This is a genomic window from Rhodococcus sp. APC 3903, from assembly GCF_030407755.1.
In the GTDB taxonomy this organism is placed as follows: domain Bacteria; phylum Actinomycetota; class Actinomycetes; order Mycobacteriales; family Mycobacteriaceae; genus Rhodococcus_F; species Rhodococcus_F erythropolis.
Map to the genome: position 1 here is coordinate 12,885 of NZ_JASDCV010000031.1, position 22,403 is coordinate 35,287.

A 22,403-nucleotide genomic window follows, 5' to 3' on the forward strand; every position below is an offset into this window, starting at 1 on the left:
GTTAGTTCTCCTTCTGCTGAAAGATTCCGGCTCGGTGAAGAAGCTTCTCGGCGTGACGAAGAACGGGAGCGTCGACCATCTTGCCCTCGAACGCGAACACACCACGTTCAGTAGACACCGCGGCAAGCACTCGTGTGGCCCAGTCGATCTCTTTTTCCGAAGGTGCGAAGGCACCACGGATGACCTCGACCTGACTCGGGTGGATCGCAACCTTCACGTCGAAGCCGACTGCGACAGCATCAGCGGACTCGACGCCCAGGCCGACGAGGTCCTTGATGTCGAGATAAACGGAATCGACAGCCAACCGGCCGTAGCTCTTCGCAGCCAGGAGAGACGTCGATCGGACGTGCTTGGCAACGTCGCGGTACGAACCGTTCGGGTGCCTGCTCGAGTTACCGCCGAGACCGGCCACAAGGTCCTCGGCTCCCCACATGACACCGATGGCGTTCGCAGCAAGCGCGATGTCGGCCACGGCGAGGGCTCCTCGCGGGGACTCGACGAGTGCAACCACGTCCGCCGGTGCGAGCGAGAGGACGTCCTCGGCCGATTCGCACTTGGACAGCATGAGACGCGAATAGTGTGTGCCGTCCAGCGCGATCAGATCGAGTTCGTGATCAGGCGTACCGACCGGATTGACGCGCACAATCGTCCGGTCCGGATCGAGAGGAGTGTCGATCAGGGCTGCACGTGCGGCTTCTTTGTCGGCCGGAGCCACCCCGTCTTCGAGATCGAGGATCACGACGTCGGCAACGGCGGCCGCCTTCGCGTAGCGCTCGGGACGATCCGCCGGGCAGAACAACCAGGCCGGCCCCGGTGGCGTCCACGTCATGAGGACACCTCTGCCGGACGCAGTTGCACCAACGTCTTGCGCGTGGCCAGTGCGACGACATCGCCGTGCTGGTTACGCCCGGTGTGCACGAGCGTCACGATGCCTTCACCTGGACGACTCTTCGACTCGCGCTTGTCCGCGATGAGCGTCTCGGCATACAAGGTGTCGCCGTGAAAGAGCGGCTTCGGGAAGCTGATCTCGGAGAAACCGAGGTTCGCCACGATGGTGCCCTGCGTCAACTGCGCGACCGAGAGGCCGACGATGGTCGACAGGGTGAACATCGAATTGACCAACCGCACACCGAATTGAGTGTCCTCGCTGTACGCGGCATCGAGATGCAACGCCTGCGTGTTCATCGTCAAAGTCGTGAACAGGACGTTGTCAGCCTCGGTCACGGTCCGGCCTGGGCGATGCTCGTAGATCGCGCCGACCTCGAACTCCTCGAACCAGAGCCCGCGCTGAGTGATCTTCTTGGGGTTCGTCACAACCCTGCCTCACGGGCGATGAGCATCAACTGCACCTCGGTGGTTCCCTCACCGATTTCGAGGATCTTGCTGTCACGGTAGTGGCGCGCGACGGCGTACTCGTTCATGAAGCCGTATCCGCCGTGGATCTGGGTGGCGTCGCGGGCATTGTCCATGGCAGCTTCGGAGGAGATGAGCTTGGCGATGGACGCCTGCTTCTTGAACGGCTTGCCCGACAACATGAGTGCGGCCGCGTCGTAGTACGCGGTACGTGCGACGTGGGCACGAGCCTCCATACGCGCGATCTTGAACGCGATGGCCTGGTTGTGTCCGATGGGGCGACCGAACGCCTCGCGTTCCTTGGCGTACTTGATCGACTCGTCGACACAGCCCTGGGCGGCACCGACGCTCAACGCGGAAATCGCGATGCGGCCTTCGTCGAGGATGCGCAGGAAGTTTGCGTAGCCGCGGCCGCGCTCACCGAGCAGATTCTCTTCGGGGACACGAACATCGGCGAACGTGAGCGGATGGGTGTCGGATGCGTTCCAACCGACTTTGTTGTACGCCGGTTCGGCCGTGAAGCCGGGCGTCGTGGTCGGCACGAGGATCGTCGAGATCTCCTTCTTGCCGCCGTCCTTGACACCCGTGACCGCGGTGACCGTCACGAGCTTGGTGATGTCGGTGCCCGAGTTGGTGATGAACTGCTTGTTGCCGTTGATGATCCACTCACCGCTGTCGAACTTCGCGGTGGTCTTGGTTCCGCCGGCGTCGCTACCCGCACCGGGTTCGGTCAGGCCGAAGGCAGCCAACGACTTGCCGCTGGTGAGCTGCGGAAGCCACTCCTGCTTCTGTGCCTCGTTACCGAAACGGTAGATCGGCATGGCACCAAGGGACACACCAGCTTCGAGAGTGATCGCGACGCTCTGGTCGACCTTGCCCAGCTCTTCGAGCGCCAGGCAGAGTGCGAAGTAGTCGCCGCCCATTCCGCCGTACTCCTCGGGAAACGGCAGGCCGAACAGTCCCATGTCGGCCATCCCGGCCACTACCTCGTACGGGAAGGTGTGGTTGGCGTCGTGCTCGGCAGCAACCGGTGCCACTACGGTCTTCGCGAAGTCCGCAACCGTCTTGGCGAGCTGCTGGTATTCGTCCGGAAGCGCTCCGGTGGCAAGGTAATCGGACATCAGGCGTCTTCCTTCTGCGTCGTGTTCTCGGTCTTTACTTCTGCAGTCTCTTCGTCCGTGACAGGTACCACGCGGGCCAGAACCTGATCCACCATCACCTGATCGCCCTGACGGACAAGCACTTCCACGATCCCGTCGATCGGGGATGTCAAGGAGTGCTCCATCTTCATGGCCTCGACCACGACGAGTGGTTGTCCCGCGCTCACTGCCGCGCCGTTCTCGACGTTGACTGCGATGACGGCACCGGGCATGGGGCTGGCGATTTCGGCGTCACCGGCGTGCTTGTCCTCACCGCGAACGCTGACTTCGGCAACCTCGCGCACGTGCCAGGTTCCGCCGCCCGCCAGCCACAGACCACCATCGGTCTCGGCGACGACAAACCTGCGTCGGCGTCCGTCGATGACTACCGCCAGTTCGGATCCCGTCAGGGTCGCGCTGAATGCGCGCGGCTGTGAACCTTCGACCTCGACCTTTGCATCGGCGGGAACGCCGACGATCGCAAAGTGCGACGTTCGGGTGCCGGCGGCGAGCCTGATGCTGGTCGGAGCGGGAGTTCCGACGCGCCATCCACTCGGGACGTCCCAGGGATCAACGGATTCCGAAGTTGTCCATCGCGAGAGCCAGCGATACGCCGCGGCAGCAATGAGAACCTCGTCGGAGGCATCGGCCGCGACAAAGTCTTCGACGCGACGATCGAGCAGACCGGTGTCGAGGTTGCCCGCGATCACATCCGGATCAGCGAGGAGGAATCGTGCGAACTCGATGTTGGTCACGACTCCGAGCACTGCGGTGTCACCGAGTGCGCGATCGAGCTTGCGCAGTGCGCCCGCGCGGTCGGGAGCATGGGCGATGACCTTGCTGAGCATCGGGTCGTAGTCACTGCCGACGACCGTGCCCGCGAGCAGTCCGGAATCGACGCGCACGCCGGAACCTGACGGCTCGACCAGATCGACGACGCGACCGCCGGTCGGCAGGAACCCACGGCCCGGATCCTCCGCGTACACACGAGCTTCGATAGCGTGACCGGTCAGTGTGATGTCGCTCTGGGAGAAGGCCAACTTCTCCCCTGCTGCCACACGAACCTGCCATTCGACCAGATCCAGTCCGGTCACCATTTCGGTGACGGGGTGCTCGACCTGCAGGCGGGTGTTCATCTCCATGAAGAAGAACTCGTCCGGCTTGTCGGCGGAGACGATGAACTCGACAGTGCCGGCGCCGGTGTAATCGACGCTTCGAGCGGTGTTGCACGCTGCCGCGCCGATCCGGTCACGGGTCACCTGATCGAGCAGCGGCGACGGAGCCTCTTCGATGACCTTCTGGTGACGCCGCTGCAGGCTGCATTCGCGCTCACCGAGGTGAACGACGTTGCCGTGCTGGTCGGCGAGAACCTGGACCTCGATGTGCCGGGGCCGCAGGACGAATCGCTCGAGGAACAGGGTGTCGTCGCCGAACGACGACGCGGCCTCACGGCGGGCACTGCGAAGAGCCTCGGCCAGATTGGCCGGATCCTCGACCAGACGCATTCCCTTGCCACCGCCGCCTGCCGAAGGCTTGACCAACACCGGGTAGCCGATGTCCTCGGCCGCTGCGATCAGTTCTTCGTCGGTCAGATTCGGGCGAGCGATACCCGGGACCACCGGCACGTCGAACGCGGCAACCGCGTTCTTCGCGGTGATCTTGTCGCCCATCACCTCGATAGCCCGCTCGGAGGGGCCGAGGAAGGCGATTCCGGCGGCCGCACAGGCAGCCGAGAACGCCGAGTTCTCCGACAGGAAGCCGTAACCGGGGTGAATACCCTGAGCACCGGTGGACTTGGCAGCATCGATCACCTTGTCGATGACGAGGTAGCTTTCACGCGCCGCGGCCGGTCCGATGTTGACGGCAGTGTCGGCCTCGCGGACGTGGCGAGCATTCGCATCGGCGTCGCTGTAGACGGCGACGCTGCGAATTCCCAACTCACGCAACGTGCGGATCACGCGAACCGCGATCTCACCGCGGTTGGCCACGAGAACAGTATCGATAGTGCGCAACTCAGTCATTTCGCTCACATCCGGAAGACGCCGTAGGAGACCGGCTCGATCGGTGCGTTTGCGCACACCGAAAGGGCCAGGCCGAGAACAGTTCTGGTATCTGCGGGATCGATGACACCGTCATCCCACAGCCGCGCAGTGGAGTAGTACGGATTGCCCTGAGCCTCGTACTGCTCACGGATCGGCGCCTTGAAGGACTCTTCGTCCTCGGCCGACCACGGATTGCCCGCGCTGTCGAGCTGCTCGCTACGAACCGTCGAGAGCACCGAAGCTGCCTGCTCGCCGCCCATGACCGAGATGCGCGCGTTCGGCCACATCCACAGGAAGCGAGGCGAATACGCCCGTCCACACATGGAGTAGTTGCCGGCGCCGTACGAGCCGCCGATGACAACTGTCAGCTTGGGGACCCGTGCACACGCAACTGCCGTGACCATCTTGGCGCCGTGCTTGGCGATGCCGCCGGCCTCGTAGTCGCGTCCCACCATGAAGCCTGCGATGTTCTGCAGGAACAGCAGCGGCACACTGCGCTTGTCGCACAGTTCGATGAAATGTGCTCCCTTCATGGCGGATTCGCCGAAGAGCACGCCGTTGTTGGCGATGATGCCGACCGGGTGGCCCTCGATGTGCGCGAAACCGGTGACGAGCGTCTTGCCGTACTCAGCCTTGAACTCCTGGAACGCGCCACCGTCGACGAGCTTGGTGATCACCTCGTGCACGTCGTACGGAGTACGGGGATCGGTCGGGACGACGTCGTACAGCTCGCTCTGATCGGCGACGGGCGGAACCGTGGAGATGACGTCCCACGGGCGCTCGGAGCGGGGGCCGAGCGTGGCAATGATGTTGCGCACGATCCGAAGTGCGTCGCGGTCATCCTCGGCCAGGTGATCGGTGACGCCGGAAACCTTGGAGTGCAGGTCGCCGCCGCCGAGCTCTTCGGCCGTCACGATCTCACCGGTGGCAGCCTTCACGAGCGGCGGTCCGCCGAGGAAGATGGTGCCCTGGTTGCGGACGATCACTGCTTCGTCGCTCATCGCGGGCACGTAGGCGCCGCCCGCGGTGCACGAACCGAGAACCGCGGCGATCTGGGGAATCCCCTTGGCGCTCATGGTCGCCTGGTTGAAGAAGATCCGGCCAAAGTGCTCGCGGTCCGGGAAGACCTCGTCCTGGCGCGGCAGGAAGGCGCCACCAGAATCGACGAGGTAGATGCAGGGAAGGTTGTTCTGCAGCGCAACTTCCTGCGCGCGCAGGTGCTTCTTCACCGTCATCGGGTAGTACGTGCCGCCCTTGACCGTTGCGTCGTTGGCAACGATGACGCACTCGCGACCCGACACACGGCCGATACCGGTGATGACGCCGGCGCCCGGGCACTCGTCGTCGTACAGGCCGTTGGCCGCCAGTGGGGACAGCTCGAGGAACGGGCTGCCCTGGTCGAGCAGCGAGTCGACGCGATCTCGCGGCAGCAGTTTCCCTCTGCTCACGTGGCGCTCGCGAGAGCGCTCGTTGCCACCCAGCGCTGCTTGCGCCAGTTTCTTCTTCAGTTCGTCCACCAGAACGGTGTGATCGGACCGGTAGCCCGATCCTTGCGTGATTCCACTGGGAGTCATCCCGCCGCCTTCGCCATGAGTTAATGCTCGATAACTGAAACTAGATTAACTATGATTAACTGAGTTGTCCAGAACACAAGCGAAGAAAGATCGAGAGAATGACCTCTGAGCAGGTAGCAGCTCCGACGCGACGCGATCAGATGAAGGCCGACCGTCGTCGTCAGCTCTTGGATGCCGCCGCACGGTTGATCGCCGAACGCGGATTCGTGAGTGTGCGACTCGAAGACCTCGGCGCGGCCGTCGGTATCAGCGGCCCGGCCGTGTACCGGCATTTCCCCAACAAGGATGCCGTCCTCGTGGAACTTCTCGTCGGCATCAGCACGCGCCTGCACGAAGGCGGTTCTGCGGCAGCGGAGGCAGCGGACTCACCGAGCGCCGCTCTCGACGCACTAGTGGAGTTCCACCTCGACTTCGCGCTCGGCGAGCCGGACCTGATCCGCATCCAGGACCGCGACCTCGAAAGCCTGCCGGCCGACGCCCGTCGACAGGTGCGCCAAACGCAGCGCAAGTACGTCGAGGTGTGGGTCGGAGTCCTCGAGCAACTCGATCCCCAGCTCGACCAGGCGGATGCCCGCATCAAAGCGCATGCCACTTTCGGACTGATCAACTCGACCCCTCACAGCGCCAACCCAGCTTCGCCGGCACGCGCACGTCGCGTCCTGCGGGATATGACGCTCGCCGCACTGCGCACCCACTGAAACCGGACACGGCACAATCGGTGGCAGACTGGTTACACCAGCTAACAGATGAGGGTGCCGAACGTGGAAGACAGCAGTGGGGTCAGCAGAGCCGATTTCGCCGAACTGCGGACCGAGTTCTCCCGCTTCATGATGTTGTACCAATTCGGAATCTCCGAACTGATGACCAAGGTGAACATTCTCAAGGACGAGTTCACTCACATCAATCAGTACAGCCCCATCGAACACGTGACGTCACGGGTCAAGTCGCCGGACAGCATCCTGCGTAAGGCTCAACGCCTGAACATCCCGCTCACGATCGACGACATCTCGAAGAACATCTTCGACATCGCCGGCGTGCGCATCACCTGCAGCTTCATTTCCGACACGTACCGGATCGCCGAGATGCTCACCAGCCAGACGGACCTTCGGGTGATCGAGCGAGAGGACTACATCGCCGATCCGAAACCCAACGGCTACAAGAGCTTGCACCTGATCGTCGAGGTCCCGGTTTTCATGAGCGACCGCGTCAGGCACGTACCGATCGAACTCCAGATCCGCACCATCGCGATGGATTTCTGGGCGAGCCTCGAGCACAAGATCTATTACAAGTACAACCGCGAGGTTCCCGTCGAACTCCTCGACGAACTCACCGAGGCTGCTGCCGCGGCACATCGCCTCGACGTCAAGATGGAACGCCTCAACGACGAGTTCGCGAAAATCAAAGCGCTGCCGCATCCCGACGACGAAATTCTCGAGCAGGATCTGCCGGCGCAGTTCCTCGAGGCGCTGCATCTTCAGCGACGAGCGCTCTGAATTTACGGCGACCCTCCCCCTGAGCGAACGCGCCTTTCGGCGCATCTGAGGCGACGAGAGTGCCGTTCGCTCACAACTGGGGTCGGACAACTAGGGCAAACCAAAAGTGCGCCCTCCCGAACTTCGGGAGGGCGCACTTCGCGAATCGCGTTGGCTTGCTATTTCTTGCCAGTGACGGCGCTGTAGCCGATCGAGAGCACGGCCGCCGCGGCGATGCTGATGATCCAGCGGATCCAGTCGATTCCACCCGTGTCGCCCTTGTCCGAGATCGCTCCCCAGACCCAGTACCCGATAAGCGCTCCGGCGACACCGAGGACGACGGTGATGATCATGCCGTACTGCTGCTTACCTGGCAGTACGAGACGAGCCAGGATTCCGATGACTGCGCCGAAAATGATGGTTCCGATAATTTGCCCCATGACAGCCCCTCTCACACGTCGTGCATGCACGCGGACGGAAGATCACCGCTCAGGGAAACAATAACCACAGTCACACACAACTGTCGCTTGTTGACCGAATTGTTGTCCGAGATGCAACCTCGACGCGTTACATCCACGACATTCGCGAGTTATTTTTTCGCAATCAAGCAGACCTACCGTTCCCATCCATGCCAACTTCCGTAAAACTGCCGAACAGCGAGCTCGCGCGACTCGCCAACAAGCCGCCCTGGTACCGATCACTGTTCGTGCAATTGATCGCCGCTATCGTCATCGGCGTTCTCATCGGCTGGTTGTGGCCGGAATTCGGCGCGAATCTCAAGCCCCTCGCCGACGGCTTCATCAAGCTGATCAAAATGCTGATCGCGCCGATCATCTTCTGCACCGTCGTAATCGGGATCGCCCACGTCGGGGATCTGAAAGCGGTGGGGCGTATCGGCGTCAAAGCACTCATCTACTTCGAGGTCGTGACCGCCTTCGCGCTGCTGTTCGGACTACTCATCGGCAACCTGATGAAACCAGGAGCGGGATTCAACATCGATCCGGAGACGCTGGCGAACGGTGCGGACGCCGTGGCCGCCAAGACCGGAAGTGGCGAACTACCACACACCGTCGAATTCCTGCTCAATATCATTCCGGTGTCGATAGTTTCGGCCTTCGCCGAGAACGCACTCCTCCAAGTCCTCTTCTTCGCCGTACTGTTCGGGCTCGCCTTGGCCAAGGCAGGCGAGAGTGGACCACCGATCGTGTTCGAACTAGTCGATCGTCTGAGTCATCTGTTCTTCACGATCATCGGCTGGATCATGAGACTGGCGCCGTTGGGCGCTTTGGGCGCGATGGCGTACATCGTCGGCCAGTACGGGATCGCTTCGCTCGGAAGTTACGGAAAGCTGATCGCCGCATGCTATCTCGCCGCCGTCCTGTTCATCCTCATCCTGGCCGCGATAGTCAGGTACTTCGCGGGCGTGAACCTGTGGAAGTTCGTCAAGTACATCAAGGACGAACTCTTCCTCGCGTTGGGAACGGCGTCGACCGAAGTAGTTCTGCCCCGAATCATGGTCAAGCTCACCAACGCCGGATGCTCGCGCACTACAACAGGATTGGTGGTGCCTACCGGCTACTCGTTCAATCTCGACGGCGCCACGCTGTACCTGTCGATCTGCATGCTGTTTCTGGCTCAGGCACTCGGCGTGGACCTGACACTCGGTGAACAGATCACTGCCGTCCTGGTACTGATGCTCACGTCCAAGGGAATGGCCGGCGTGCCGGGATCGTCATTCCTGGCACTGTCCGCCACCGTGGCCGCGATCGGTCACGGCGCAATTCCAGTTGCCGCAGTCGCCCTCCTGCTGGGCGCCGATCGAATCATGGACTCGATGCGAGTCTCGGTGAACCTGCTTGGGAACTGTGTCGCTACCTTCGTGGTCGCAAATTGGGAGGGGCAGCTCGACAAGGAGCGCATGCGCCGAGTGCTCGACGGAGAAGACGTTCCACCGCTCGAGGAAGTCGATCCGATCACCGGGAAAACTGTTCCGGCACCCGAAACCGAAGGCATCCTGACCCGTTAGGTAAGTGCCGGCTACTGGTTGCACGTCGGGAATCGGTGCTGACGAGTCGCGGGGACGTACTTTGCTGGAAAATCCAGACCGGCAAGTACAAAAGCAAATATTTGCAGATGGCGACAACCCGGCCGACGAGGGACCGTTGAATCTACAAATACGACGCTTGCGCTGCACTGACTCGACATCACTGAAAAGCGACTCGCGATATCTCGATATTGCTACGCGGTTGCCTCGGCGGTGATTAAAAAATCAGCGAACTGCCAGCATTATGTTTGCCGGAATTACAAGGACTAAAGTCCGGTGTTCAACCGACGAAGAGACTTGAGTGGGTAAAAATCAATCAGCTCTGAAAGCACTCTCGTGCATACAGTTACGCCTTCCCACCTGGTCTTATGTAGATTATTTCACGCGATGAGCTATTGCGGGTTTGACCATATGCCCATAGGTTCAAATTGTCCGAATGGTCACCTATTGCTATCGTAACCTTTGCGAAGGACTGGACCCGATTGCCCAGCAAAGGAATACAGTGACCGCATCCATGCAGGATATTGAACACTTGTCCACTAATCGACTCTCGGTGGTTGTTCCGGTATTCAACGAAGAAGACGCGGTTTCCGACTGCATCGAGCGTCTTCTGACCCAGCCGGAAATCGATGAGATTCTAATTGTCGACAACAACTCGACAGACGGCACTGCATCGATCATCCAGGAGTTCGCCCGGAAGTACGACAAAGTCAGATACGTCTTCGAGGCCCGCCAAGGCGTCGTACACGCACGGAACGCGGGCTTCGACGCCTCGACCGGCAACATCATCGGTCGGATCGACGCAGATACTCGGGTCCAACCAGGCTGGGCTAGTGCCGTCAAAGCATTTTTCCAGCGCAGCACCGCTCATTCAGCGGTCGCCGGACTCACCTATCTCTTCGAATCGCCGTTTGCTCGAATCCACCGATACGCACTGGACAGGCAGGTGAAGCAGGGGAAGTTCGATTGCGAACGTCAAGTACTCGCTGTCGCCGGAGCGAACATGGCGATCAGAAAGAGCGCATGGCTGTCCGTCCGCGAGCAAGTCAGTGACCGGCCGGACATTCACGAAGATATCGACCTTTCACTGTGCCTTCGGGAGGGTGGAATGACGATCGGGCAGATCGCGGACATGCGAGCGGAAACGTCCGGCCGACGCGGCGAAACCCCTCCGTTGGAGTACTTGAAATACAACCAGGCTTCCGAGTCGGTTCTGCACCTTCACAACATCATGAATTGGCGCCTCAAACTAACTATCTGGGGCGACTCGATGCTCCACGCACTGGCGTGGCCCGTCTACCGCCTCTACAACTTCGAGCAGGAGCGCTTGGAATTCAGATGCTTGTTTTCCAGATCGCAAGGTCGAATCATGCCGGTTCACCAGTAGCCCATCGAGTTTCGCTGATCACCGAAGATTCGCAGGCCCCGAATTTCACGACAGTTTCAACGCCGTGATGCGGTCTTCACTGGAACGCAACAGCACCTTGTCCCCCGCCCACAGCTCCCGCGGCATCGCCCAGGGGGTGAACTCGTCGTCCCCGTCCTGATCCACCCGAACCTCCCAACTACGTTGGCCCGTACGGACATCCGTTCCGTAGACGTTTCCCTCGTCGATAACGACATCGCCGTGCCAGACAACCTCCCCGGCGCGCTCGGCGTTCGATCGCCACAGGACCTCACCGGTGAAGAGGTCCACGAACTGGACCTCGGGTTCGGAACCGGAACGGGTCACGGCAACCACGTTGCCGATCACCGCCAACGACTGTGCGGTGTCGAAGAGTTCACTGTTGGACCACAATTTCTCGCCGGAAGTCCGGTCGAAACCGCTGTGTCCCAGAATGATCGGAGTCGATCTTCCCGCGGGATCATCTCGGCTGTATCGCCCGCCGTAGTACGAGGACTCCGAGGGCAGTTCGTCCGTCCTGGCGAACTCGCGCCCGTTCTGATCGAGCGCGTACTCACTTGTCGGACGGCCATTGCCTTCGCAACCGCCATCCGACACCAATGTCACGCCGTCCGACGATGTATGCGCGGTCGAACAGGTGGAGTAACCGTGTACCCACCGCTGTTCGCCCGTCTTCAGATCGAATCCCAGAGACTCGTCGAGAGCGATCACACCCAGATCGCCGTGCACCGACATCACCGGATCGACGTATCCGGCTTCCCACGATCCACCGACGTCGAACGCTTTGGACCAGTTCGCTTCCGGATCGTCGACGGTTCCGCTGTGCACGCGAACGTCGTTGCTCTCGATATCACCCTCGAGCGCGAGGACCGTGTCACCCGAGACAACCGCGATGATCGGTGCCCACGGCGTCTTGATGTCTCGACGCTCTCCTGTCTCGATATCGAAAAGCGAGTACGAACCACCGGATACGTACGGCCCGGAGAAACACAGCACCGAACTGCCGAGCAAAGTCTCGGAGCAACCACCGATGTCGACCGCCGACGTACGCCAACGGACCGCGCCGTCCTCAGCGTCCAATCCGACCAATTCCGCGTCGTCCAACGAATACGCCTGGCGGTCCGGCATGCCGACCATCGTGACCACGAGTGATCCGGCGTCGATGAATCCGCCCACGTCCATGTTGAATTCGGTTCCAACAAGTGGGCTCCGAAATATCGCGAACTCGCGCCCGAGAATCTCGGAGGCCTCGACGCTCCATGGCGGCGACGAGATCGCTGTCGGTCCGGAACTCGTCGACGTGACCACCGTGGCGATGGCGGCGGTGACCGTGACTACGGCTACGGCGGCTGCGATCCGAAGGCGGGCCTTGGGCGAATACCTGGCGGTCATCGAATCTCCAGCCCGTCGATCGTCGCGAGAAACTCCAACTGCTCGAACGTCATCGGCACGTTCGGTGCCTCTGCCGAAGAGCTCACCGTTACTTGCGTCCCACCGGGGTGGGTAACTACTACAGACCTGTGGACATTCTCCCAGCGACTCTCATCACGTTCGATCACGGACCCGTCCTCGGCGGTCACCATCGAGAGCGGGTGTCCGTCGTAAGAAGGGTCGTACTTGTTCGGAGGCGTAGGAAGCGGCTGCCCACTGGTAATCGAGATACTCAGACGCGACTCGTTGCCGCCCGACCGTGCAACGACATACTGGCACGCAGTGGTGGTGTCGTTTTCGGCCAGAACCAGATCACCCAGCTGGCTGCCGAGGTCAGGCGCTTCTGACGGTGCTGCGCGCCAACCCGATCGGAGCGCTTCACCGAGCGCGTCGACGATTCCTCGATCCAGTTCCCGCCCTGATGACTCGTCCGTCCAACCGCCGCAATCAATCTGAAGCGGAGCAGTGCCTGGTGGAACTGGCGTGGTGATTCGCAGCTGTGGCATTTCGACAAGGGTTACAAGTTCGTCGAGCGTCAGTGGCACCACGCCGGAACTCTCGGCGTCCGGACCTCCGTCGTTGTTCGTGTCGTTGAGATACGCCTGAATACGGGTCCCGTCGACTCCGTACAACATTGCCGACCGATTAAGGGTGCGTACACCATTGGTTTCGCTCCACGTATCCTGCAGATCCACCACAGACTGGTCGGCCAGCACCCGACGTTCGACGAGCGACCCCGCAACACACGATGGGATCGGATCAGAACTCGAGTGCAGCATCAGGCTGAGCGCGCCGATCTTCCCGTCCCGAATCAGCGTCCCGGACGCAGTGGTGGACGCCAACTCCTCGAGCGAGAATCCCTCGGGCAGCCCATCTGTGTTCGAAGGTGCAGAGATTGGCCCGAACTGCAGCGAATTACCCGGGCTGGCGAACTTCAGCTCGACATCTTTCGGGAGCGCCTGCTTGACCGCTTCCGACATCGCGGCGGCCTTGGCACTCGAGAACCACGGAAAGCGTGGATCGTCGTACGTGTCAGATCCGTCCAGAATATAGGAGAAGAACGAATCCTCTTCTGGCGCTTCGACGCTTTCACAACCCGGAATCGTTGTCGGGTACACCGCGCTCGGCGTGACGTACGAGAATTCAGGCACGTCCTCCGCCGGAATCTCGTCCGGTGTAGACGTCATGGTGATCGAAGATGACGCAGCTACAGAGATGTCATCGGACGGCGAGCTGCTCCACCGATCCACCAGCCCGGCAACCACTGTCCCACCGGCGATCAGGGAGACGACCGTCAGCGCAAAGGTCCACTTCTCGGCCCGCTTCGAATCGGTTTGCTCCTTCGACACGTACCCTCGCAGTCACCGTCACGGCTCGCTCCCGATGCGCGTCGCCTCTGGAAGTCCTGTCGCGATCACAGCGATTTCTGTTACCAACCGGATGGTTTCCTATCGCACGAGCGCCGTATGAACACAGAAGGACGGGGTGCCAGTTGCTGTGCAACCGGCACCCCGTCCTGACGACCTGAGTGCTTACACCCTCACAGGCACCTGATTCGGGTCTGGATCGGAATCCGGATCCTGCTCGATCGGAATCCGTCGAATCGCTTCACCCTCGATGTCGACGTTCGGCAGGATCTTGTCGAGCCACGCCGGCAACTTCCACGCCGAATCACCGAGGATCGACATGACCGCAGGGATCACGATCATGCGGATGATGAAGGCGTCGAAGAAGACTGCCGCCGCGAGACCGAAGCCCATCATCTTGCTTGTCGTCTCCGAGGACAGCATGAATGCGCCGAACACGGAGATCATGATGATGGCCGCCGACGCGACCACGCGAGCACCATGGGTGTAGCCGGAGATGATGGCGTCCTTGGCCGACAATCCGTGCACGTATTCCTCGCGCATTCGCGTCACGAGGAACACTTGATAGTCCATCGCCAACCCGAAGACCACACCGATCATGAAGATCGGCAGGAACGAGATGATGGGTTGTGTGTGCTCGATCAGCCCGAAGTCGCCCAACTGGAAAATGGCCACCGTGGCGCCGAAGGTCGCACAGACGGAAAACAGGAATCCGAGAGTTGCGGTCAGCGGCACCAAGATCGAGCGGAAGACGACCATCATGATGATGAACGCCAGCCCCACAACCACGATGAGATACGGGATGAGCGCGGAACTGAGCTTCGACGACATGTCTGCAACGATCGCGGTTTGACCCGCTACACCGAGTTCTGCGCCTTCCGACTTCACCGTCGATCCGTAGTCCCGGATCTGATTCATCAGCTCGTGGGTTTCGGGGCCGCTCGGAGACATCTGCGGGGTGACCGCGATGAGCGCAGAGTTTGCGCCCGCCATCGGGTTTGCCGCGTCCGGTCCGTTTCCGACCCACATCAACTGATCCGGCGTTGCGACGTTGTCGAGGCCCTTGATGTGCGCGACAGTGCCTTCGGCAATCGCAGTGATGTCGGTACCGTCGGGCGCGTCGAGCACGACGAACAATTCGCCGTTGACGCCTTCACCGAATCCTCGTTGCAGGAGGGCCAGTGCCGGTCGCTCTTCGTCTTGAGTGAACGAGAGTCCGAGTTCGAGCTTCGTCATCGGAATAGCCGCGATCACCAGGAGGACCAGAGCAGCACCCGCGATCGGCCACGGGTACTTGGTGACTATCTTGGCCCAGCGATGTCCGTTGGATTCCATCGTCTCGGGCTCGTCACCGTGGCGAAGCCCGGGAATACGAGGCGAGAACGCGAACCGACCGAAGATGCCCAGAACTGCCGGGATCAACGTGATTGCGCCGAGCACGGCGATGATGACGGCAACCGCCGCCGAGATTCCCATCTGCGTGATCATCGGGACCCCGACCACCGCCAGGGCTGCCAGCGCGACCACCACTGTCAGGCCCGCGAATACGACCGACGAACCTGCTGTACCTACTGCGCGTCCGGCAGCAGCTTCCCTGGTTCCGCCCAGATTGAGCTCACTGCGGTAGCGCGAGACGATGAACAACGCATAGTCGATCGAGACTGCGATGCCGATCATTGTGACGATTCCCGTGACACCTTCGTTGATGTCGAAGAAGCCCGAGCCGAGTGTGACCGTCAGAGTGGCCAGCGCAATTCCAAGAATTGCAGTGAACAACGGGATGAACGCCGCGATGAGTGCGCCGAACGCCACGATCATCACGATGAACGCCACCGCGAAGCCGAGCATCTCCGACAGACCGCCCGCGGCCTGCACCTGCATCATCGAACCGGTGCCTTCGACTTGCAGGCCACCGGTGCGGAATTTTGCCATCAAATCGAGGAACGCCGTCTTGTTCGCCTGCGTCTGATCCTCGATGCGAATCGACTGATTGAGCTGGATCAGCCCGACCTTGCCGTTGTCGCCGAGAACGGCGGACGCCACCGCCGGATTGGCCTCCGCGAGAGTGACCGGATTGACGATCTTCTCGGGATCGACGATGTCCGGCAACGTCTTCGCCTGTGCGATCAACTGGTCGATCTGATCGCTGTGCGCGGCAAGCCCGTCGTCTGCCGCGATGAGAATACTGGTCGACGCCTGAGTTTGCTGCTCCGCTGCCGCTGCAAAGTTCTCGTTCATCAACTCGGTCGCACGCTGTGAATCGGTGCCCGGAAGGTTGAATTCTTTGGAGAACGTCGGATTTGTGGCGCTGATAGCGCCCCCCACCACCGCGATCACGATAATCCACGCGGCCACCACAAGATACTTGTGGCGGAAAGCGAACTTCCCCAACCTGTAAAGATACGTAGCCAACGTAGGCCTCTCTCGCCGTGGACTGGTCTGTCCGAAGAACACGGAGTCTTTCGGTGCCAAGGTCATACGGTACGGACCGACCGGCTCGTTGGCACCTGGTATATCTGCGAAAACGGCATATCCGGCGCGCTCTCCGTCTCCTTTTCAGACCGCTCGGTACCGTGGACACGACACGGGCAGGCGCCTCACCAGAGCAGACGTCGCGTAGTACGAAAGGCAATCCCATGAATCACGGCCAGGCCGTCGATCGCGATCTCCTCCTTGCAGGCCAACAGCGACTCGACGCGCGGGGGCCACGATTGACGGGATCACCTTCACACCACGCGGTGGTGGAGGAAGTCGCGAACGAACTGACCGAACTGGGCCTCGAAGTCCGGCGTGATTCACACACTTTCGAACGCTGGGATCTACCGGCAACGTCTGACGGACTTCGCATCGAATTGCCCACGGGGCCGATCAAGGTTTCGTCCGCATTCCCCTACTCGGGATTGACCGGCCCTCAGGGAATCTCCGCTCCCCTGGTCTACGTCAGCGCGCGACGCCCCAAGTGGTCCTTGGCCAAGGGCGCGATCGCGGTGATCGAGGTCCCGCACGTCGATCTTCCCCGCAAGCTACTGGTCAGCGAGTGGGGTCCGATCGCCACCGACGAGACTCTTCGAAATCCGGTTCTCTCCGCAACCCTTCTTGGCCCGAAACTCGACAAGGCCCGCAAGGCCGGAGTGCTCGGCGTGATCGCGGTATGGCGTGACATCGCTCCGGACAACGCGCTGGGACAATATCTTCCGTTCACGCAGCCGTACCACGACATCCCCGCCGTCTGGGTGGCCGGCGACGAAGGCAAGAAGGTTGTCGCTGCAGCTCGTTCCGGTCAGCGGGCGACTCTGGTTCTGGATGCAACTCTGCATCCGGACACCCGGACCGACACGGTGTGGGCGGTATCCCCGGGGACATCACCGGAAGAGACGATTCTGCTCATCACTCACAGCGACGGAACCAACGGCGTCGAGGAGAACGGGCATCTGGGAATGTTGGCCTTGGCGCGGCACGCCGTCGCGCAGCCGCATCGACGGTCGTACGTTTTTGTGCTGACGACTGGCCACCTGCGAATTCCAGCGGTGTCCAAGCACGGACAGGCAACCTCCACCTGGCTCGAAGCGCACCCCGAGATGTGGAAGGGCGAGGCCGGTCAGGCGCGCGCAGTAGCCGGGATCGCGATCGAACACCTCGGCGCGCTGGGTGATACCGAGGACACCTCGAGCGGCAGCTATGCGTTGGTGACCACTCCGGAACCGGAACTGCTCTACGCGACGAGCCGAGAAGTACACGACATCGTTGCACCGCTGTGGCGCGACATCGGGGCAGGCGATCGCCGAATCGTGGCGCCAGGACCGGTCATTCATTTCGGCGAGGGTGAACCACTGTTCGAGCGGAAGATCCCGGCAGTCGCCTTGGTGACGGCGCCGCAGTACCTACTAGCTCTGCGCGATGCCGACGCCGCCACGCACGTCGATCTCGACGCGATGGTCAAACAGGTCGAAAGCTTCCGCGATCTGCTCGACGCGTTCGATGCAACCGACACCGCGGCTTTCGGTCCGGTGGTCTCGCGCTCGGTATTCGCGAAGTTCTCGGCACTACTTCAGTTGATGCAGATTTTGTCGAAAGCCAAGAAATAGTGCTGTGCGCCTTTATTAACCGCGGGCGGTTAATAAAGGCGCACAGCAGTTGTCCTACTTGTCGTGAATGATCACGCCACGGATGTTCTTGCCATCACGCAGATCCTGGTAGCCCTGGTTGACGTCTTCGAGGCTGTAGGTGTTGGTGATCAGTTCGTCGAGCTTGAGCTGACCCGCATCGTAGAGACGAAGCAGTCGCACGATGTCGTACTGCGGGTTCATTGATCCGAACAACGTGCCCTTGATCGTCTTCTGATTCAGCGTCAGATCGGTTCCCGACACGTGCACGGTCAGCTTGGCCGGATCGGCGAGACCAGTGATCACCACGGTGCCGCCCTTGCCGATCACTGCTGTCGCTGCACTGACCACGTCCTCGTCGACGGTGCCGACAAGGATGAGCGCCGCGTCGGCGCCCTGTCCCCAGGTCAGCTCGTTGACCTTGGCAGCAGCGCTCTCGGCGTCTGCAAAGGCATGGGTTGCACCGAACTTCAGTGCGGTCTCACGCTTGAGAGCAACCGGGTCGACCACCACGACATACTTGCAGCCGGCCGAAACGGCGCCCTGGACGGCGTTGATGCCGAGACCACCGATGCCGTAGATCACAGCGGTGTCACCGGCGCGAAGGTTACCGGCATTTACTGCCGTTCCCCAACCCGAAGGTACGCCGCAGCCGACGACCACCGCTGTCTCCAAGGGAAGCCAATCGTCGATCTTGACCACCGAGTGCTGAGAAATGGTGGCGCGCTCGGAGAATGTTCCGAGCATGCACATTCCGCCGAAATCCATTCCGTTGCCGTGGAAACGGAAGGAACCGTCCGTCATCGAACCTTCGAGGATGGTGGCACCCATGTCACAAAGGTTCTGGCGACCGGTCGAGCAGTAGCGACAGGTGCCGCAGTTGGGGATGAAGCTACACACGACGTGGTCGCCCGGCTTGACCTTCGTGACGCCGGGTCCGACCTCTTCGATGATGCCCGAGCCTTCGTGTCCGCCGACAATCGGGTAACGCGGCGGGAGATCACCGTCGGTCAGATGCAGATCCGAATGGCACAGTCCGGCAGCGGTGTACTTGATCAGTACCTCACCCACCCCGGGGCCGTCGAGGTCGAGTTCCATGATCTCGAAAGGCTTTCCGGGCTCGAGCAGTACAGCAGCTTTGGTCTTCACTGGTGATCTCCTTGATTGTCGGACGAGAGAATGAGCGATGGGGGTCGGTCAGAGGGCGATGTTGACGGCCTTGGTCTGGGTGTAGAGATCGATAGCCGAAGCGCCGAGCTCGCGGCCCCAACCGGACTGCTTGTATCCGCCGAAAGGCATTGCGGTGTCGAAGCCGTTGTACTGGTTGATCCACACCGAGCCAGCCTTGAGACGCTTGGCCGTGCGGTGGGCCTTGGAAATGTCACGGGTCCAGATGCCGGCGGCAAGTCCGTAGATGGAATCGTTTGCGGCAGTGATGGGTCCGTCGTCTGCGTTGAACGGCAGCGCTGCCACGACGGGTCCGAAGATCTCCTCCTGAACGATGGAGAATTCGGGCTTGACGTCGACGAAGACAGTCGGCTCGACGAAGTAGCCCTGATCGCCCCAGCGGTTACCGCCGGTGAGTGCACGTGCGCCGTCGGCGATCCCCTCACGGAGGTAACCGGTGACCTTGTCGAACTGCTCCTGCGAGACCAGCGGTCCGAGCTGGGTGGTGGGATCGAGGCCGGGTCCGATCTTGACCTGGCTCGCTGCGTGCGCGACGGCCTCGGTGAACTTCTCGAAGATGGTGTCCTCGACGTACAGACGGGTACCCGCAACGCAGCACTGACCGTGGTTGAACAGCCAGGCGTTGAGTGAACCCTCCACCGCGGAATCGAAATCCGCGTCGGCGAATACGATGTTGGGGCTCTTGCCACCGAGCTCGAGCGTAACCTTCTTCAGGTTGCCCTTGGCGGCGTCGACGATCTTCTTACCCACCTCGGTGGAACCGGTGAACGCGACCTTGTCCACGTCGTCGTGGCCGGACAGTGCAGCACCTGCATCGCCGAAGCCGGGAACGATGTTGACGACGCCGGGCGGGAATCCGGCTTCTTCGAAGACCTCCGCGAGAAGCAGTGCGGTGAGCGGGGTCTGCTCAGCGGGCTTGAGGATCACCGTGTTGCCGGCGGCGAGCGCGGGGGCGAGCTTCCACGACGACATCAGCAGCGGGAAGTTCCACGGCACGATCAGTCCACAGACGCCGATTGCCTCACGCAGGGTGTAGGCGTGGAACTCGCCGCCCGGAGAGAAGGGCATCGACACGTTGACGGTGCTGCCTTCGATCTTGGTGGCCCAACCCGCGTAGTAGCGGAAAACGTCTGCAGCCCAAGCCACGTCGACGGCGGTGGCGATGGCAACGGACTTGCCGTTGTCGAGAGCTTCGAGCTGACCGAATTCCTCGGCACGAGCACTGAGAATGTCTCCGACGCGCCAGATCATCCGCTCGCGCTCGTTTGCCTTCATCCGAGACCAGGGGCCGTCCTCGAAAGCCGTTCGGGCGGCGCGTACCGCGCGGTCGATGTCTTCGGCCTGGCCGTGTGCCACGTCTGCGAGCTTCTGTCCGTCAGCCGGGTTGTACGTCGCGAAGGTCTGACCCGAAGCGGCGTCGACGAATTCGCCGCCGATGTAGAGCTTCTTCGGTCCGTTCAGGAAACCCTGTACCGCGGAACTGATGGTGTGTTCGGCTACTGCCGTCATCGGAAACTCCCCTGAAGTAGTGAGGTGCGAATGTGATGCACGCCATACTTCCGCGCTTCCGGGGGTGCTAACTGTCCGAACTTTGTACAACTCAATTCGGACAGCAAACTACACAGTGATGTCGAGCGCCCGCATCCGTGTGTAGAGAGTGCTTCGGCTGATTCCGAGTTGCGCCGACGCGTGAACCTTGTTGCCGCCGCAGTCTTTCAACGCTCCGATGATCGCCTGGCGCTCGGCCTTCTCCCGCCCTGCCAACCGCGACACCTTGGCCGTGGTGCGATAGTCCTCGGGCAGATCGACGACGTCGATGCGATTACTCGAGCGTTCACCTGAGGCCCGATTCAACACGACGCGCAATTCGGCCAGGTTGCCCGGCCAACTGGCCGCAGCGAGCGCTTCGGCAGCGCTGGCGGTCAACCTCAATTCGGGCGAGATCCCCTCCAACATCGCCTGAGCCAACTCGGCGACCTCGGCTTGTCGTTCTCGCAGCGGGTTGATGGCAATCCTGGAGGCACAACGCGAGATGAGTGACACGATGGCTGGCGGCAAATCCGCGACCGCGCCGCTGGTCAGTACGATCTTCGGCCCCTCGGCGCTGGCATCGATCAGGTCCGCGACCAGCGGCAACACCGAATCGGGAAGGAGCTGCACCTGTTCGATCACGACCACGCCCGAACGCTTACGGGCTGCTCGCACAAGATCGGTGATCCACTGCTCACGGCCGTCGAACGCGATCCGCGTGGCATCGTGCCAACTGGCGTCGACGCTCCCGACCACGTCCGATGCTGCCGAAGTTCGACCGGAACCTGCTTCACCCGAGATGGCAACCGCGGACGACGACGACCGCGCCCGCATCAGGTCGCGGCGCAGTCGCTCCCCCGGAGATGGTGCCCGCTCGTGGGTTCTGCGGATGGGTGCCCGTTCCCGCTGGAGTGGTTCGACCAGGAAGAGTGCGCCGCCGTCGGCCCCGGAAATCCGGTCGGCTTGAACTCGCGCCAGCGCACCGGACGCCAATTCGACTGTCACAAGCCTTGATTGATCAGGATTGAGATCGGCGATCAAGGACCGGAGTGATACGTGGTCGGCGGTGTCGAGCAGATCCAAGGCCGTTCGGTTGCTCAGCAGGATGTCGTCACCGATGGCCGCGACAGCAATGTGGCGCTGATGTGAAACTCGCTGGAATGCGTCGACCAGCCGCTGCTCCGACGCTTTGGAGCCTTCGAGCAGTCGTTTCTCGATATCCGCCGCAGCACGCGCAAGGAAGGGCGCGAACAGCGGGTTGGCCTGCGAGACAACGCCGGTCATGTCGAGAATACCCTCGACGCGACGTGTGACGGGATGCAGGATCGGCTGGCCGTAGCAGCTCAATCCCTTGAGGCTGTCGAGGAAATGCTCGTCCCCGTGGATCACCACGCTTCGACCTACCTCGAGCGGCGTACCGAGTGCATTGGTACCGGCGTGCTCTTCACCGAAGCGTGAACCGTTGACGACGCCCAACCGCTCGATTGTCCGCTCGACGCGGCTGTCGGAGTACACCGAAGCGACCACGCGGCATTCTCGATCAGCAAGCAACACACAGAAACCGGTGCCCGCGATCTGTTGCGACACCTCGTCGAGCACGGGCGCGGCGGCCCGGAGCAGACGAGATTCGCCGTCTTGCTCCTCGGTGTCCACGGCGATTGCCGACGACGGATCGAGGCCACTCAGTCGAGAACGCTTCCAGGAGAGCGCGATCTCGGGGCGTACCGGCTCACGCTCCCCTGGGTTCGCGGACAT

General features: G+C 61.6%; 17 protein-coding genes. 5 read left to right on the top strand and 12 right to left on the bottom strand.

From position 1 onward, the window contains the following. Position 1 precedes the first annotated feature (1 nt). Genes QMA15_RS28970 through QMA15_RS28990 form a run of 5 tightly spaced genes read right to left on the bottom strand, consistent with a single transcriptional unit; the run spans position 2 to position 6,108 of the window. Positions 2 to 829: a CoA ester lyase gene (locus tag QMA15_RS28970; RefSeq protein ID WP_020906880.1), complete on the bottom strand. Its 828-nt coding sequence runs from the start codon at positions 827 to 829 to the stop codon at positions 2 to 4. Beyond that, positions 826 to 1,314, bottom strand: a complete 489-nt coding sequence (locus QMA15_RS28975) for a MaoC family dehydratase (RefSeq protein WP_003942078.1) — start codon at positions 1,312 to 1,314, stop codon at positions 826 to 828. The genes QMA15_RS28970 and QMA15_RS28975 overlap by 4 nt, the downstream gene beginning before the upstream one ends. Beyond that, positions 1,311 to 2,474, bottom strand: coding sequence for an acyl-CoA dehydrogenase family protein (locus QMA15_RS28980; protein WP_007730190.1), 1,164 nt, complete (start codon positions 2,472 to 2,474; stop codon positions 1,311 to 1,313). Before QMA15_RS28980 ends, QMA15_RS28975 begins: the two co-directional genes overlap by 4 nt. Next, on the bottom strand, positions 2,474 to 4,513 hold the full coding sequence (locus QMA15_RS28985) for an acetyl/propionyl/methylcrotonyl-CoA carboxylase subunit alpha (protein WP_290287778.1): 2,040 nt from the start codon (positions 4,511 to 4,513) through the stop codon (positions 2,474 to 2,476). Before QMA15_RS28985 ends, QMA15_RS28980 begins: the two co-directional genes overlap by 1 nt. Positions 4,514 to 4,518: 5 nt before the next feature. Next, positions 4,519 to 6,108, bottom strand: a complete 1,590-nt coding sequence (locus tag QMA15_RS28990) for a carboxyl transferase domain-containing protein (RefSeq protein WP_290287780.1) — start codon at positions 6,106 to 6,108, stop codon at positions 4,519 to 4,521. A gap of 98 nt (positions 6,109 to 6,206) precedes the next feature. Here QMA15_RS28990 and QMA15_RS28995 point away from each other — a divergent pair, with 98 nt between their 5' ends. Both QMA15_RS28995 and QMA15_RS29000 read left to right on the top strand, forming a co-directional pair. Further along, positions 6,207 to 6,806 carry a TetR/AcrR family transcriptional regulator gene (locus QMA15_RS28995; protein WP_003941968.1) on the top strand — a complete coding sequence of 200 codons (600 nt, stop codon included), beginning with the start codon at positions 6,207 to 6,209 and terminating at the stop codon, positions 6,804 to 6,806. Positions 6,807 to 6,869: 63 nt separating this feature from the next. Beyond that, positions 6,870 to 7,601, top strand: a complete 732-nt coding sequence (locus QMA15_RS29000; RefSeq protein ID WP_007730187.1) for a GTP pyrophosphokinase family protein — start codon at positions 6,870 to 6,872, stop codon at positions 7,599 to 7,601. Positions 7,602 to 7,759: 158 nt separating this feature from the next. Here QMA15_RS29000 and QMA15_RS29005 read toward each other — a convergent pair whose 3' ends face one another. After that, positions 7,760 to 8,020 carry a GlsB/YeaQ/YmgE family stress response membrane protein gene (locus QMA15_RS29005; protein WP_021334317.1) on the bottom strand — a complete coding sequence of 87 codons (261 nt, stop codon included), beginning with the start codon at positions 8,018 to 8,020 and terminating at the stop codon, positions 7,760 to 7,762. A 188-nt stretch (positions 8,021 to 8,208) separates the two neighbouring features. Here QMA15_RS29005 and dctA point away from each other — a divergent pair, with 188 nt between their 5' ends. Continuing rightward, complete coding sequence (dctA, locus tag QMA15_RS29010; protein ID WP_172933339.1) at positions 8,209 to 9,606, top strand: C4-dicarboxylate transporter DctA; 1,398 nt, start codon at positions 8,209 to 8,211, stop codon at positions 9,604 to 9,606. Between the two features lie 550 nt (positions 9,607 to 10,156). After that, a complete protein-coding gene (locus QMA15_RS29015) occupies positions 10,157 to 11,011 on the top strand; it encodes a glycosyltransferase family A protein (RefSeq protein WP_024487831.1) in 855 nt (284 codons plus the stop codon). A gap of 45 nt (positions 11,012 to 11,056) precedes the next feature. Here the strand turns inward: QMA15_RS29015 and QMA15_RS29020 are convergent, their stop codons facing one another. The 3 genes from QMA15_RS29020 to QMA15_RS29030 all read right to left on the bottom strand — a co-directional run bounded on the left by QMA15_RS29020 (position 11,057) and on the right by QMA15_RS29030 (position 16,239). Further along, entirely contained in the window at positions 11,057 to 12,421 is a 1,365-nt protein-coding gene (locus QMA15_RS29020) for a PQQ-binding-like beta-propeller repeat protein (RefSeq protein WP_290287786.1), read from the bottom strand. Further along, the gene (locus QMA15_RS29025; RefSeq protein WP_290287788.1) at positions 12,418 to 13,809 is read right to left on the bottom strand and encodes a hypothetical protein; all 1,392 of its coding nucleotides are present in this window, start codon (positions 13,807 to 13,809) and stop codon (positions 12,418 to 12,420) included. Before QMA15_RS29025 ends, QMA15_RS29020 begins: the two co-directional genes overlap by 4 nt. 183 nt (positions 13,810 to 13,992) lie before the next feature. Further along, a complete protein-coding gene (locus QMA15_RS29030; protein ID WP_070387076.1) occupies positions 13,993 to 16,239 on the bottom strand; it encodes an MMPL family transporter in 2,247 nt (748 codons plus the stop codon). Positions 16,240 to 16,463: 224 nt separating this feature from the next. Here QMA15_RS29030 and QMA15_RS29035 point away from each other — a divergent pair, with 224 nt between their 5' ends. Then, entirely contained in the window at positions 16,464 to 17,912 is a 1,449-nt protein-coding gene (locus tag QMA15_RS29035) for a hypothetical protein (protein WP_290287789.1), read from the top strand. A gap of 54 nt (positions 17,913 to 17,966) precedes the next feature. Here the strand turns inward: QMA15_RS29035 and QMA15_RS29040 are convergent, their stop codons facing one another. From QMA15_RS29040 to QMA15_RS29050, 3 genes are all read right to left on the bottom strand, one after another. Next, on the bottom strand, positions 17,967 to 19,079 hold the full coding sequence (locus QMA15_RS29040; protein ID WP_019744235.1) for an NDMA-dependent alcohol dehydrogenase: 1,113 nt from the start codon (positions 19,077 to 19,079) through the stop codon (positions 17,967 to 17,969). 48 nt (positions 19,080 to 19,127) lie between these two features. Further along, entirely contained in the window at positions 19,128 to 20,627 is a 1,500-nt protein-coding gene (locus QMA15_RS29045; RefSeq protein WP_019744236.1) for an aldehyde dehydrogenase family protein, read from the bottom strand. 108 nt (positions 20,628 to 20,735) lie between these two features. Then, the gene (locus QMA15_RS29050; RefSeq protein ID WP_290287793.1) at positions 20,736 to 22,403 is read right to left on the bottom strand and encodes a helix-turn-helix domain-containing protein; all 1,668 of its coding nucleotides are present in this window, start codon (positions 22,401 to 22,403) and stop codon (positions 20,736 to 20,738) included.

Excerpts from the sequence above, each read along its gene's own strand:
- QMA15_RS28970 (WP_020906880.1), bottom strand. The coding sequence starts at position 829 with ATGACGTGGACGCCACCGGGGCCGGCCTGGTTGTTCTGCCCGGCGGAT.
- QMA15_RS28980 (WP_007730190.1), bottom strand. The coding sequence starts at position 2,474 with ATGTCCGATTACCTTGCCACCGGAGCGCTTCCGGACGAATACCAGCAG.
- QMA15_RS28985 (WP_290287778.1), bottom strand. The coding sequence starts at position 4,513 with ATGACTGAGTTGCGCACTATCGATACTGTTCTCGTGGCCAACCGCGGT.
- QMA15_RS28990 (WP_290287780.1), bottom strand. The coding sequence starts at position 6,108 with ATGACTCCCAGTGGAATCACGCAAGGATCGGGCTACCGGTCCGATCAC.
- QMA15_RS28995 (WP_003941968.1), top strand. The coding sequence starts at position 6,207 with ATGACCTCTGAGCAGGTAGCAGCTCCGACGCGACGCGATCAGATGAAG.
- QMA15_RS29005 (WP_021334317.1), bottom strand. The coding sequence starts at position 8,020 with ATGGGGCAAATTATCGGAACCATCATTTTCGGCGCAGTCATCGGAATC.
- dctA (WP_172933339.1), top strand. The coding sequence starts at position 8,209 with ATGCCAACTTCCGTAAAACTGCCGAACAGCGAGCTCGCGCGACTCGCC.
- QMA15_RS29020 (WP_290287786.1), bottom strand. The coding sequence starts at position 12,421 with ATGACCGCCAGGTATTCGCCCAAGGCCCGCCTTCGGATCGCAGCCGCC.
- QMA15_RS29035 (WP_290287789.1), top strand. The coding sequence starts at position 16,464 with ATGAATCACGGCCAGGCCGTCGATCGCGATCTCCTCCTTGCAGGCCAA.
- QMA15_RS29045 (WP_019744236.1), bottom strand. The coding sequence starts at position 20,627 with ATGACGGCAGTAGCCGAACACACCATCAGTTCCGCGGTACAGGGTTTC.
- QMA15_RS29050 (WP_290287793.1), bottom strand. The coding sequence starts at position 22,403 with ATGTCCGCGAACCCAGGGGAGCGTGAGCCGGTACGCCCCGAGATCGCG.